This is a genomic window from Listeria cornellensis FSL F6-0969 (genome assembly GCF_000525855.1).
GTDB classification, from domain to species: Bacteria; Bacillota; Bacilli; order Lactobacillales; family Listeriaceae; genus Listeria_A; species Listeria_A cornellensis.
The window spans coordinates 14,090-27,903 of record NZ_AODE01000033.1 but is presented as its reverse complement, the minus strand read 5'-3'; the positions used below and the strand labels follow the sequence as shown (position 1 = coordinate 27,903).

The following is a 13,814-nucleotide window of genomic DNA, read 5'->3' as shown; positions in this document are numbered from 1 at the left end:
ATTGAAAGAGCAGGGAACTGGACTTTCTAAAAAATGCTGTTATAATAAAAATCAGATAAACAAATAAGTCGCCGAGATTACAAACTTAAGGTGGGGTTATTTGGATATTCGATAGTTGTTCAACTCTTTTAATGATGGATTTGTAACCTTTCTTTTTGGATAGGTGCAAACTTCGCTTTACACAAACTGAGCGAAAGCGTTTGTATCCAGCCGGTTCGGTGGAAGCCGGAGAGCTGCGCATACTGGTGTATGTGATGACTGAAAGCAGGGAGAGGGTAGTTTCCTCGACCATGCAAGAAGTTAAGCGTAGCAAGTATTGCGTAGCAGAACCGGAAGTCCGCCGAACCGGCTGGATGCGAGCGCTTGTCGCCAGTTTATATAGAGTAAGCAACTATTTTGAGACGTTACCACAGGGGGGGCTTTTAGCTGAGATTGATCTTTTTTGAGATCTGACCCTTTGAACCTGTTCGTTAATACGAGCGTAGGGATTGTGGCGAATGAAGTGGTATCTGATACATAACTTGACGATATGACTCCTTTCTTCTGCGGTACGTTTTTTACCAAAAAAAGAGAGGGGTATTTTTTATGCGTAATACGCGATTGTTGACGATGTTAGAATGTGCTATATTTGCAGCACTAGCAATGGTTCTCAGTTTTATTCCGCTTGATATTGGATCATCTTTTTCGATATCTCTGGGTATGATTCCGATGTATATCATTGCGATTAGACGTGGCTTTTGGGCTGCTGGTTTTTCTGGATTATTGTGGGGGTTGCTTCATTTCGTGACAGGAAAGGCCTATATTTTGAGTCCGTTACAAGGATTTCTGGAATATATTGTAGCATTTGCTTTCATTGCTTTTGCTGGTGTTTTTGCGGTACAAGTTCGTGGTTATTTAAAAGAAGAGAAGTTAGGCAAAGCAATTGGCTGGGCTTGGGGAACGATGGTTATTGGCGGCGTGGCGCGGTATTTCTGGCATTATCTTGCGGGTGTCTTGTTTTGGGGCGCTTATGCTTTCAAAGGCTGGTCTGCGCAATTGTTTTCGCTCGTGATGAATGGTGTGAGCTGTATCGCAACGATTATTGTGGCAGGAATCATTGTTTCCGTTCTTATGAAAATCTCACCGAAACTGTTTCTACCTAAGTAAGGACGGCTTTATACAAGCGGTACTTATTGCGACTTCTTTTGTAGGAAGTTATTATAGCTGTGCCAGTCGGTTTTGCGAAAATTGCTCCTGTGCGACATTTAGTAAACTTGGTTAGCGCTGTGATTTTCGGTGCTCTGATATGCTATCCTAAGGAAAATGGATACTAGATTGAAACGCACACATCGATTTTAGTAAAAATAGTGTACGATGATTCTTTTCCGTGTTATGATGGAGATAGGAAAAAGATGATCATAGTACTACCTAAAAGTGAAGCCTCTATCTCCTGCCAGAGATAGAGGCTTCTTTTGTTAGATTCACCGTCTGCTTTTTCTCTTGCGCCGAAAGTCTAACCAGTTGTTGAAAAGTGCAATGATTGCGGGAACAATGACCATAATACTACCTTCCTTCTCTAGGTGTCATACTCGTCCTAGAGGCAGACGGCTTATTTATTATACCATATATAGCAAGCTTTCTGCGTCTATTATTCTAGGGTATTATGCTGATTTTTTCGATTTTGGGCATTCAAATTCATACCCGTATCCGAATAATAAGCCTCCAATTTCACACGCAAATCCTCTTTTTTTTAAGAAATTTCAAAAGTTCCCTAAGTGCCTATGAGTAGTGCATTTGGTGGAGCTTTTTTCTGTCTGAATGGGCACATATGAGGCGACAGTGTTCGCTTTTTGATTTTGGTTACGCTATAATGGTGTTTAGAAAGGGCTGTGTTATTTGGAATAGAATCAACGTTTTGATTTCTTACTCGCTATAACTGTGTTCTAAGTATACAACCAGTTAAAAGCTGAGAAGTGCTAATTCCCAGCTTTTATTTCTTTTTACTGATACGTTTTTCCATCGTATTTTTTTGTTCTATGAAGTGTTTCGTTATTGGCAGAGGTGGGAATACATACGTCGTGGGTCGATGGGTTCGTTGATTCAAAGCTTTCATACTAGCGATATGCTAGCTAATTAAACTCGGAGGTGTCTAAATTGCTAAGATTTGAGCATGTTTCAAAAAATTTACAAGGGCGGTAAAACGGCGGTCAATGATCTGAACTTAGATATTGATCGTGGCGAATTTATTTGTTTTATCGGGCCAAGTGGTTGCGGGAAGACAACAACGATGAAGATGATAAACCGCTTAATTGAGCCGACAAATGGCCAAATTTTTATTAACGACAAGGATATTATGAAGGAAGATCCGGTGAAATTGCGTCGGTCGATTGGGTATGTGATTCAGCAAATCGGGCTGATGCCGCATATGACGATTCGTGAAAATATCGTACTTGTTCCGAAACTTTTGAAATGGTCGGAAGAGAAGAAAAATGAACGGGCGCTGGAATTGATTAAATTGGTCGATTTGCCTGAAGAGTACTTAGATCGTTATCCGTATGAGTTAAGTGGCGGACAACAGCAACGGATTGGTGTGCTTCGTGCGCTGGCTGCGGAACAGAATTTGATTTTGATGGATGAGCCTTTTGGTGCGCTGGATCCAATTACGCGTGATTCGTTGCAAGAGGAATTCAAGAATCTGCAACGGGAACTAGGAAAGACGATTATTTTCGTTACGCATGATATGGATGAGGCTATCAAACTTGCGGACCGGATTGTGATTATGCGAGGTGGAGAAATCGTTCAGTTCGATACGCCAGATGAGATTTTGCGAAATCCGGCTGATAAATTTGTGGAAGATTTCATTGGGAAGGATCGCTTAATTGAGGCGCGTCCAAATGTGACGAATGTGGAGCAAATCATGAATAATACGCCAGTTTCAATTACGGCGGATAAATCACTTCAAGCCGCGATTCAATTGATGAAGGAACGCCGTGTTGATACGTTGCTTGTGACGGATGATCAGAACGTGTTGAAAGGGATTATTGATGTAGAAGCCATCGAGCATAATCGCCGGACTGCGACATCGGTTGTTGATATTTTAGATAAGAATGTATTTTATGTGCGCAAAGATGCATTATTGCGCGATACGATGCAACGTATTTTAAAACGAGGGTTCAAGTATGTCCCTGTGGTGGATGAGAAAAACCGCTTAGTTGGGATTGTGACGCGCGCGAGCCTTGTGGATATTGTTTATGATTCCATTTGGGGCGATTTAGAAGAAGCTGCGACGGAACATGCTGAAGTGGCGAAAGAGCTTGAAAAAGAAGAAGTGCACGAATAAAATAGGAGGTTATTTTTAATGGACGCGATAATGCAATTTTTCCAAGACAACGGCCATGACCTGCTAGTAAAAACGTGGGAACATCTCTATATTTCGCTATCCGCGGTAATATTAGGGATTGTTGTGGCTGTACCGGTGGGCATTCTGCTAACACGCTCACCAAAAATCGCTAATTTTGTGATTGGGATTGTTAGTGTTTTACAAACAGTGCCGTCGCTTGCAATCTTGGCTTTTATTATTCCAATCCTAGGCGTTGGTAAAATACCAGCGATTGTAGCGTTATTTATCTATTCGGTGTTGCCAATTATGCGAAACACGTTTATCGGTGTTCGTGGCGTTGATAAAAACTTGATCGAATCGGGACGTGGAATGGGGATGACATCTTGGCAGCTCGTCAAAAATATCGAACTTCCTAACTCGATTTCTGTAATTATGGCCGGCATTCGTTTATCCGCTGTATACATCATTGCTTGGGCAACACTTGCCTCATACATTGGTGCAGGCGGACTCGGTGACTTTATCTTTAACGGATTGAACTTATATCGTCCAGATTTAATTCTCGGCGGTGCGATTCCAGTTACGATTTTGGCGCTATTAGTCGAATTTTTCCTAGGCAAATTAGAAGTTCGAATTACACCAAAAGCAATTCGTGCGGCGAAAGAGAATATGTAAGGAGGGACAGTAAAAATGATGAAAAAACGACTCAAACTTGCTACTGTTGTCCTGCTTGGCGTAACTCTTTTATCGGCGTGTGCCCTGCCAGGACTTGGCGGTAGCACGAAAGGCACGATTAAAATTGGGACCATGTCCACAACAGAATCACAGATAGTAGGTAATATCGTAAAACAAATGATTGAACACGATACCGATTTAAAAGTAGAGATGGTAAATAATCTTGGTTCTTCCGTTGTGCAACACCAGGCGATGGTAAACGGTGACATTGATATCTCGGCAACGCGTTACACGGGAACTGACTTAGTAGGGCCGCTTGGCGAAGAACCATTGAAAGATCCTGAAAAGGCGCTAAAAGCTGTACAAAAAGGTTTTTCCAAGCGTTTTGATCAATATTGGTTCGATTCGTACGGTTTCGCAAATACTTATGCCTTTATGGTGCGTCAAGATACCGCGAAGAAATATAATTTGAAGACGATCAGTGATATGCGTGCGGTAGAAAATAAGCTCGCTGCAGGTGTCGATAACTCCTGGATGGAGCGTGCTGGTGATGGGTATAAAGCCTTTTCCAAAGACTATGACATCACATTCAAGAAAATTTTTCCGATGCAGATTGGCTTGATTTATACAGCATTGAAAAACAATCAGATGGATGTTGCGCTTGGTTATTCAACAGACGGCCGAATCCCGACATATAATTTGGTCGTACTAAAAGATGATAAGCACTTCTTTCCGCCGTATGATGCCTCACCAATGGCCACAGATGCTATTTTAAAAGAACATCCTGAGTTGAAAACAACGATTAATAAATTGGTCGGCACGATTTCCACGGAAGAAATGCAAAAACTGAACTACCAATCAGATGGGGAATTAAAAGATCCGTCGATCGTTGCAGAAGAATTTCTAAAAAAACATGATTACTTTGAAGATAAATAAGGAGGTGTCGACAAAATGGAAACTTTTTCACAACTCATTGACTATTATCAAACCAATGCAACGTACGTGATGGAAGCATTCTGGCGGCATTTCTTGATGAGTGCTTACGGCGTTATTTTTGCAGCGATTGTTGCGATTCCACTCGGGATTTATATTGCCCGCAAGAAGAAATTAGCGGTGTGGGTCATCCAAACTGCGAACGTGATTCAAACGATTCCTGCATTAGCCTTACTCGCAATGCTAATGCTCGTGATGGGGCTCGGGACAAACACGGTTGTACTTTCTCTATTCCTTTATTCCATTTTACCAATTCTGAAAAATACCTATACAGGCATTCAAAATGTGGACGGTGCGCTACTTGAATCAGGAAAAGCAATGGGAATGACGAAATGGCAGGTGTTGCGTATGATTGAAATACCACTCGCACTCTCCGTTATTATGGCGGGAATTCGAAATGCTCTCGTTATTGCAATCGGGGTCGCAGCAATCGGAACATTCGTTGGCGCAGGCGGACTCGGTGATATCATCGTCCGTGGAACCAACGCGACAAACGGAACAGCGATTATTCTAGCTGGAGCGATTCCAACTGCACTGATGGCTGTTATGGCTGATATGCTACTCGGCTGGGTAGAACGAAAACTAAACCCAGTGAAGAATAAAAAGAAGAAATTTGCAGGAGCATTATAATGATAAGCGGACTATCATCCTTAGCGGGTGGTGGTTCGTTTTTTGATTAAAAAATGGGAGGCGCCTGATGGAAACAAAACTCATTATTATTCGCGGAAACTCAGGAAGTGGTAAAACAACTATCGCAAAAGAACTACAGAAAAAGCTAGGCGCAGGAACACTGCTCGCTTCACAAGACACGGTACGTCGTGACATGCTACATGTAAAAGATCGTCAAGGAAATCCGAGCATCGACCTCATTCGAATCATAGCTGAATACGGGAAAAATACGTGCGAGTATGTCATCGTAGAAGGTATCCTAGGTAAAGCAATTTATCAAGACATGCTCCACGCACTTATCCATTTTTTCGATTATAAAGCAGACGTCTATTATTTCGATCTCCCATTTTCAGAGACCGTAAAAAGACACCACACAAAAGCAAATGCACACGAATTTGGAGTTGAAAAGCTAGAAGAGTGGTGGCTTGCAGACGATTGCTTAGGTGTGAAAAATGAAATCATTCTTGATAGTAAACTGTCCAAAGAAGAGGCAATAAACCTTATTTTAAAAAAACGCTCAAAATAAAAAGTTGACATGTCACCATATAGTGTCGTATAATAAACATGACAACAAAAGGTGTCCTATTACAAAAAGAGAAAAGGTGGTGTGTATGCTTAACGAAAAAGGCCAAGTGAGGGATGTCTATGATGCTGTCGCCGATCCAACGAGGCGAAAGATACTTCAAATGCTGACAGATGTGGAAGAATTACCCCTATACGAGATAACGGTTCATTTTCAAATGGGTCGTACAGCCGTCTCTAAGCATTTGGCTATTTTAAAAGAAGCCGATCTTGTAGTGGCGCGAAAAGTTGGTCGTGAAACCAGATACCGGTTAAATGCCAAGCCACTGAAAGAAATTCAAGACTGGGTATCGTATTATGAAGGATTTTGGAAAGAACGAATGTTTAAACTAAATCAATTATTGGAGGAACAAAACATGAAACCAGATGTATCATTAGATTTTCAATTCACAAGCTCAGTAGAAAAAGTATGGCACGCGTTAACAGACTCGGATATGCTCGCAAAATGGATTTGGAATAACGATTTCAAAGCAGAGGTTGGACACAAATTCCAATTCCGCGCAGAGCCATCCGAATGGTGGGACGGCATTGTGGATTGCGAAGTGCTTAATATCGATGAGCCAAATGCTATCACATATACGTGGGCAAGCGCTGGCGAAACAACAACGGTAACATGGACATTGACAAAAAACGCAGATGACACCGTGCAATTAAAGCTAGACCAAAGCGGTTTCAGCGAAGAAACAAAAGCGCGTCAAGGTGCAATCGAAGGCGCTACGTATGCGTGGACTGAAATGGGTAATAAACTAGGAACTGTTTTAGCGTAAGGTTGATAAATAGAGTGCAATTCTGAAATGGGATTGCACTCTTTTATTGTGAGAAACTACTCGAAGTTGAAGTTACATAACCAGGTATGCGATAATTAAGTTTCAGCGTATGACTAGATTGAAAGAATGGGGAAGATACTACTATGAAAATAAATCAATTAATTGCGAATAATATCAACCATCTGGATACCGTATTACCAACAGATAAGTCATTAGGAATTGCCGGATTATCTGGCTCTGGGAAAACGACTTTTTGCCAAACTATTGGAGAGGAATCTAAGAAGCGCCTTGTTTCCTTATTGCCAAAAGCAGAATATCAATATTTATTTCCCGAAATTATGGACACGAATTTCAGCGCAATCAAGATGGAAGAAATGCCACTCGTCCTGTTCCTTGGAAAGTCCTCTATTTCATCCAATCCGCGTTCGACCATTGGGACGCATACGGGTGTATTTAAAGAAATACGGGTGACAATGGCAGAAAAATTCGACTTATCACCAGAGCTATTTTCGTTCAATAATGTGTTGGGCTGGTGTACGGGTTGTAAAGGGCGTGGCAGTAATAGTAATGTGACATGTAAAAAATGTGATGGCAAGCGTTTTAACCCCGAAGTTGAGACCTATAAAATCAATTTATTAGGAAAAGAACATAGCATTTCCGAGGTTAATAATTTGAGCATGGAAACATTACTCTCGCTTAAAGACGAATTAAATCTTAGCGAAGGAAAACAACACATCCTACAAAATATTATCAACATGAATATCGGTTACTTGACGCTGAATCGGATTATGGGGACGCTATCAGGCGGTGAATTAACGCGACTTTATTTGGCGGAATTCATGGCGACAAGTGAAAATACAGTAATCATTATCGATGAAATATCGGTCGGTCTTGATCACCAAACCTTATTAAAGATTCTAGAGCAAATTAAACAATTAGGCTACAAAAATCAGATTTGGCTCATCGATCATTCGGACACCGTACTAGACGCAACGGATGAGCAACTATTTTTCGGACCTGGTAGTGGGAAATACGGTGGAAAGATTGTGGAGGAATCGCCACGACCAGCGCCAGTTCTTGTTGAAACAAATCATGACAAGCCGACAGAATACTATCAATTTAAAGATTTACACTGTCGTAATATTCAAATGGCAGAGATACAAATCCCCAAAAACAGACTTGTGACCTTTACGGGTGAATCAGGATGCGGGAAATCGACGCTTGTTAATGAATGTATTGCGAAAGATTTTCTAAAACGCTATCCAAAAGATAAGCTAGTCATGGTCGGTCAAAACCGCAATCAATCAATTACGAGCCGTTCGACCGTAGCTACTTTCTTGGATATTAAGGAAAAAACTGACAAAGTATAGCGATGACATTGATGCCATTTTTGAACGTTCAATTGAGGATATTATTGATGAGTTGCCAAAGCAAGATCTCGCGCACAAACGCTTGAGCTTATTAATAAAATTAGGACTAGGTTATTTGACGCTAGAAAGAAAAACACAGACGCTTTCCACAGGGGAATTCCAGTGTGTGCATCTCGTGTCGGAACTTTTTTCGGGGTCTAAAAATCCGCATACGCTATTCATTTTTGATGAGCCGTCGAAAGGCCTGTCGCAAAATATTTTAAACCAATTCATCGACAGTATCCGCGTCATTTTAGAGGATGAATCTGTCTCCATGGTGATGATTGAACATAACGATTACATGCTAGAAGCCTCCGATTTCATTGTTGATTTTGGAAAACGGCAAGTCGCGCCAGTCGAAAAGCTGGATATTGTGACGCATGAAGATTTTTATCGTCAGAAAAGTGGAGATAGCGTGAAGCCGACGCCAATTTCTTCTACGCTGAAGCCTCAAACGGGTGTTCATTATCTAGAGGAGAATCATATTAACTACTTCAAAAACGCGGAAAACATCTATAAAGGCGGTATTTTGAAGAGCTTGTCATCAATGGCCCGCTTGATCTATGGCGAATTCGAATCAGAAAAAATTGCACCTGTTGTTGCGATTGATTTGGAACGGCATTTGTATAGTCAATATAGTTTCCTTTTTGAAATGGGTGGACTCATTAATCATATTGTGGCGTCACATCCTACGAATAAAGATACAAGAAGCTTCGATTTTTATTCAGCAGATAACCATTGCCCGTATTGTTCTGGACGCCGTGTGATCGAAGAATTTGATTTCGATGTCGTGATTCAAGATCGAAATGCGCCATTCTGGGAAGGTATGCTGCACCCAGAAGTGATGAAAGTGTTAGAGTTTTTCCAGTTTCAGAAAATCGAGTTTTTGTTTGAGGAAATTAAGAATGAGCTTGGCCACGATTTGAGTAAACCATACAGTGAGCTGACAGAAGCGGAAAAGCATACGTTTTTATACGGCTATTGGGAAAAATCGTTCTATGATAAAGCAGGCAAGGCGACGAGAATCTGGCAAGGGTTCAATCAAATCATTGGCCGCTACATTGTTATTTCCAAATCGATTATCAAAGAACAAATGAAAGAAACTAGAAGAATAGTGACCTGCCCGATCTGCGAAGGTAGCGTTCTTGGTCATCACAAAAAATTGACATTTGGCGAAACGGATATTCGTGAACTGATTCAACAACCAATAGATCAAGTGATAGCAACAGTTGGAGCGTTACCAGAACTAGTGAAAATGAAAGAAATCGTTGGTGGAGAAATGCCGCTTACAGAAGATGTTTCCTTACTTCCAAGAGAAAAACAAGTCGCCTTAAAAATGCTAGAGCTAGAACAAGCAAGCTTTGTCGGTTATGAAATGGTATTACAAAATGCTGTGCCATTCTGGAATCAAATTGAGGCTAATATCACAGCCATCAGTCGTAAAAATCAAGTCACGATTTGCGATTTCCCGAATATAAAAGAGACGCGAGCAACCATCATTGATGCCTATTTTGTCAATGGGAAATATAAAAAGCTAACGTACGTCTATGAAGCATTTGGCTATAAAAAAATCGTCACGCAAATCAATAAGGTCAAGAAAGCCCAACCGTGCCCATTCTGTAAAGGGAAGAAAGTAATCTCAGAGGATGGCCTGCATGATGGCGTTCAAAAATTATCGATACCATGCGTGACGTGTTCCGCAACCGGAATTAACGAGGATGGTCTGAAAGAAACGGTAGAAGATATCGCGATAGGCACGTGGTTGACAGGCAAAGTGAGCGATGTTGTCGCGGAAAGTTCGCTAACAGAAGCAGTAGCTGATATCCTGATTTTCAATCGTATCCGTGAGCTGAATAAACAAGAAATGATGGCAGTTTACGAATGCTTAGAACAAAATAACTAATACAATCAAAAAGCCCAGTGTCACCGCATTCAAACGGTTGGCACTGGGCTTTGCTTCTTTTTAAAATAAGGTGATAAAGTAGACAACGATATAAATGACACCAATGATAGCAGGAATAATCGAGGCCATCATCAGGAAAATTTGGTACATCGGTTTGCGCTTCATCTGCATCCCTTTAATGCTCAAATAAAATCCTAGGCAACCGGAAGCTCCCATTAGAATGGCGACAATAAATAATAGACTTTCTGGCCACTTGATATTATACATAAGATACAAACAAATATAACCGAATAAGATAAGTAAAATATTAATATCAACGAGCGCTTTCCATTTTTCATTTTTAGGCATGCGGGTTCCAACTCCTTACACAAGCAAGTATAGCTTAAAATAGGTCATTCATGCAAGTTGATATCTAGTTGTCTATAATTTAATTATGTAAACTAAAGTAGGTGTTGAAAAACTTTTCCCTGACATTTGAGACATTTTCATTTATAATAGGAGATAGGAACAGAATTGCTGATTGAAGGTGATATGGATGGTAAATAAGAATCCCAAAGTATATAAAAAAATGTTAGAGAATAATCATACGTTACCGTACAAAGTTCGTGTAGATGGGCAATTGTTCGAAGTGATTGTTTATTCGATGCTCGGAAAAATCGCGGGTGTTATTGTTGCGAATCTCAATGGTCTGACAGTAGGCCGGGAAACAGCGGAAAAAGTGATTATCGAGGTTCAGAAATATAGTTTTTACTTTGAGTACTTGAAAAAACGCGCGCAACTAGTCAAAGAGCGCGATAGTATAACTGCGGAGCGAATCGAAGGCGTCCAGCGTATTTTGAACGAAAAAGGGCTGTTTGGTCAGAAATTGCAGTCTGAGATGGACGAGCTGAATTTGGCGCTTGAGGTATACAAACAGCAACAACGCAAATTAGATATTTACCAGGAGGATATTACACTTTTAAATGAGAAAGTAGCGTCACAGCAAGAGATTCTTGAAGAAGATTGGAATAACGCGGAGGACTTGTCGCTAGCGTATGCCATGGCGGCGTATGGACAAAGTTTGTATTTGGAGAAAACGCGTGATACCCGTAAGAAAATGCTGAAATGGACACAAATGCACGGGAAAATGTTACCAGCTGAACAACGCCGTGCTCTATCAAAATTAGCGTTTGTTTTGAGTGAAGCCCAGGCCGGTCATATTTTTGATCAAATTACAACCCTGATACCGATGCTCGAAAATGGTCTGCACTTAAATCCAAATCAGCCAATTCCAGCTCGTGTGAAAGATTACGGGAAGGCATATGAAGCGTATTGTCGCGTATATGAACCGCCGATGGAGAAAATAGGACCTTTAATTCGAAATAAGAAAGCCTAAAGATGGCGTTAGAAAGGTAAGGCGTATGTATACAACTCAAATGATGGAACAATTAAAACAAGAAATTCCAACACTGATTATGAAAACAGAAGAAGATTTGGCGGCGTACACGTTTACAAAAACGGGTGGGAAAGCCGATCTTTTTGTGATGCCTACGAGTCATGATTCAGCGGCGAAAACCATTGCTTTTGCCCATAAGCATCAGATTCCGTTAACCATATTAGGAAATGGCTCTAATTTGATTATTAAAGATGGTGGCATTCGCGGCATTGTGATGTACTTGGATGCCTTACATGCGATTAAGCGGGAGGGTACGCGAATTATTTCCGGCTGTGGTGCTAAGATTATCGATGTGTCCAGGTTTGCATTGGAGGAATCCCTCAGCGGCTTAGAATTTGCATGCGGAATCCCAGGATCTGTCGGCGGCGCGTTGTACATGAATGCAGGCGCTTACGGCGGCGAAATATCCGATGTCCTGATCGAAGCAACCGTATTAACAGCGACTGGCGAACTTTTGCACCTTCAAAAAGATCAACTAGAGGCTCGATATCGCAAAAGTTCCATCGCGGATAAGCATTATATCGTGTTAGAAGCCGTCTTCGAATTGGAGCTCGCCGATAAAACACAAATCCGTCTAAAAATGGACGAACTAACAGAAATGCGCGAATCAAAGCAACCATTAGAATACCCCTCGTGCGGTAGTGTTTTCAAACGCCCACCTGGTCATTTTGCTGGGAAGCTGATTCAAGAAGCTGGATTGCAAGGATACCAAATTGGCGGTGCGCAAGTATCGACAAAGCATGCTGGTTTCATTGTTAACATTGATCAGGCAACCGCGACGGACTACATGGAATTAATCGAACATGTCCAGAAAACCGTTTTTGAACAATCTGGTATTTTACTGGAAACTGAAGTGAAAATTATTGGAGAAGATAAGTAAACCGAAATCTTTTTAGCCTGTGAACATTTGCGGGCTAGGGAGATTTTTTTATTTTCCGGTTAAGGCATGCATAGCAACGCTTTTTTTGATACAATAGAGGAAGTCATAAACTAGAGGAGGATGTCATTTTTGGACGCTTGGACCAAATTATTTTACAATCGCAGTTTTCGACGTGTGCTTGTATTTCTTTTAATCGCCGTTATTCTGTATCTACTTAGAAGCATGATTGATATTATCTTGCTGACGTTCATTTTTTCTTTCCTCATCAACCGGTTGGAGAATTTTATTTTAAAGCGTATTTCCATTTATCGAAAAATTATCGTGATTATCCTGTATGCGTTTATCGCGCTGGGTATTACGTTGTTGATAGTGAAATATATTCCAATGTTAATCGAGCAAATGGATCAGCTTATCCGCTCCATCAATCATTTTTATACGAAGCCAAGTAATAATGAAACAGTGAATTACATCATGTCTCTCGCAAAAGAGTTTGAAATAACGAAGTATGCGAATGACGGGATTCAGTTCTTGTTCACCTACTTAGCAAATATTGGTGTTGTTGCGATGAATACGTTCATTGCTTTGATTCTAAGCCTATTTTTCTCACTTGGAAAAGAGCAACTTGTTTTATTTACCAGTAAGTTTGGGCAAAGTAAGGTCGCGTTCGTTTACGACGAGGTGAAGTATTTCGGTGGTAAGTTTAATGAGACGTTTGGGAAAGTCATTGAGGCTCAATTCATGATTGCCTTGGTCAATGGCGTTCTCACGACAATTGCACTTTGGATTATGGGCTTTCCGCAGTTGTTCTCACTTGCAATTATGGTTTTCCTGCTAGGGCTGATTCCGGTAGCCGGGGTTATTATCTCGATGGTTCCACTAACAATCATCGCCTACACGATTGGCGGCGTGAACTACGTTTTGATTATTTTGGTGCTCGTTGTGGTGATTCACGCGCTAGAATCATACGTTTTGAATCCGAAATTAATGTCTGCTAAAACAGATTTACCGGTTTTCTATACGTTTATCATCTTGATTTTCTCCGAGCATTTCTTCGGCATTTGGGGACTAATCGTTGGTATTCCAGTCTTCATGTTCTTCCTAGACGTGCTGGACGTTATCAATAAAGACGAGGTGCTCGTTCATCCAGATCATAAAATAACAGATAAGTAAAGTAGAACTGAGAAG

Annotated in this window: 10 protein-coding genes, 3 pseudogenes and 1 riboswitch; of the genes and pseudogenes, 12 read left to right on the top strand and 1 reads right to left on the bottom strand. The window is 40.9% G+C overall.

What is annotated here, in order from left to right:
* Positions 1-402: 402 nt before the first annotated feature.
* Positions 403-506, top strand: a riboswitch (TPP riboswitch).
* A gap of 79 nt (positions 507-585) precedes the next feature.
* The 9 genes and pseudogenes from thiT (at position 586) to PCORN_RS13370 (ending at position 10,314) form a co-directional block, all read left to right on the top strand.
* The gene (gene thiT, locus PCORN_RS13410) at positions 586-1,146 is read left to right on the top strand and encodes an energy-coupled thiamine transporter ThiT (RefSeq protein WP_036081605.1); all 561 of its coding nucleotides are present in this window, start codon (positions 586-588) and stop codon (positions 1,144-1,146) included.
* Between the two features lie 987 nt (positions 1,147-2,133).
* A pseudogene (locus tag PCORN_RS13405) lies at positions 2,134-3,319 on the top strand (betaine/proline/choline family ABC transporter ATP-binding protein).
* An 18-nt stretch (positions 3,320-3,337) separates the two neighbouring features.
* Positions 3,338-3,991, top strand: coding sequence for an ABC transporter permease (locus tag PCORN_RS13400; protein ID WP_036081602.1), 654 nt, complete (start codon positions 3,338-3,340; stop codon positions 3,989-3,991).
* A gap of 15 nt (positions 3,992-4,006) precedes the next feature.
* Complete coding sequence (locus PCORN_RS13395) at positions 4,007-4,927, top strand: osmoprotectant ABC transporter substrate-binding protein (RefSeq protein ID WP_036081599.1); 921 nt, start codon at positions 4,007-4,009, stop codon at positions 4,925-4,927.
* Between the two features lie 15 nt (positions 4,928-4,942).
* Positions 4,943-5,614: an ABC transporter permease gene (locus PCORN_RS13390; RefSeq protein WP_036081597.1), complete on the top strand. Its 672-nt coding sequence runs from the start codon at positions 4,943-4,945 to the stop codon at positions 5,612-5,614.
* A gap of 67 nt (positions 5,615-5,681) precedes the next feature.
* Positions 5,682-6,179, top strand: coding sequence for a kinase (locus tag PCORN_RS13385; RefSeq protein WP_036081594.1), 498 nt, complete (start codon positions 5,682-5,684; stop codon positions 6,177-6,179).
* Between the two features lie 85 nt (positions 6,180-6,264).
* Positions 6,265-6,453: pseudogene (locus PCORN_RS21405) on the top strand (metalloregulator ArsR/SmtB family transcription factor); the annotation flags it as partial.
* A gap of 138 nt (positions 6,454-6,591) precedes the next feature.
* On the top strand, positions 6,592-7,002 hold the full coding sequence (locus tag PCORN_RS21400) for an SRPBCC family protein (RefSeq protein ID WP_036081710.1): 411 nt from the start codon (positions 6,592-6,594) through the stop codon (positions 7,000-7,002).
* Positions 7,003-7,145: 143 nt separating this feature from the next.
* Positions 7,146-10,314 (top strand): annotated as a pseudogene (locus PCORN_RS13370) (ATP-binding cassette domain-containing protein).
* A 60-nt stretch (positions 10,315-10,374) separates the two neighbouring features.
* On the opposite strand, the gene PCORN_RS13365 reads toward PCORN_RS13370, so the two are convergent.
* A complete protein-coding gene (locus PCORN_RS13365) occupies positions 10,375-10,662 on the bottom strand; it encodes a hypothetical protein (protein WP_036081591.1) in 288 nt (95 codons plus the stop codon).
* Positions 10,663-10,849: 187 nt separating this feature from the next.
* Between PCORN_RS13365 and PCORN_RS13360 the strand changes: the two genes are divergently transcribed.
* The 3 genes from PCORN_RS13360 (at position 10,850) to PCORN_RS13350 (ending at position 13,799) form a co-directional block, all read left to right on the top strand.
* Positions 10,850-11,689: a hypothetical protein gene (locus PCORN_RS13360; RefSeq protein ID WP_036081589.1), complete on the top strand. Its 840-nt coding sequence runs from the start codon at positions 10,850-10,852 to the stop codon at positions 11,687-11,689.
* A gap of 43 nt (positions 11,690-11,732) precedes the next feature.
* Positions 11,733-12,629, top strand: a complete 897-nt coding sequence (gene murB / locus PCORN_RS13355; protein WP_077913917.1) for a UDP-N-acetylmuramate dehydrogenase — start codon at positions 11,733-11,735, stop codon at positions 12,627-12,629.
* A 129-nt stretch (positions 12,630-12,758) separates the two neighbouring features.
* The gene (locus tag PCORN_RS13350) at positions 12,759-13,799 is read left to right on the top strand and encodes an AI-2E family transporter (protein WP_036081582.1); all 1,041 of its coding nucleotides are present in this window, start codon (positions 12,759-12,761) and stop codon (positions 13,797-13,799) included.
* Positions 13,800-13,814: the final 15 nt, after the last annotated feature.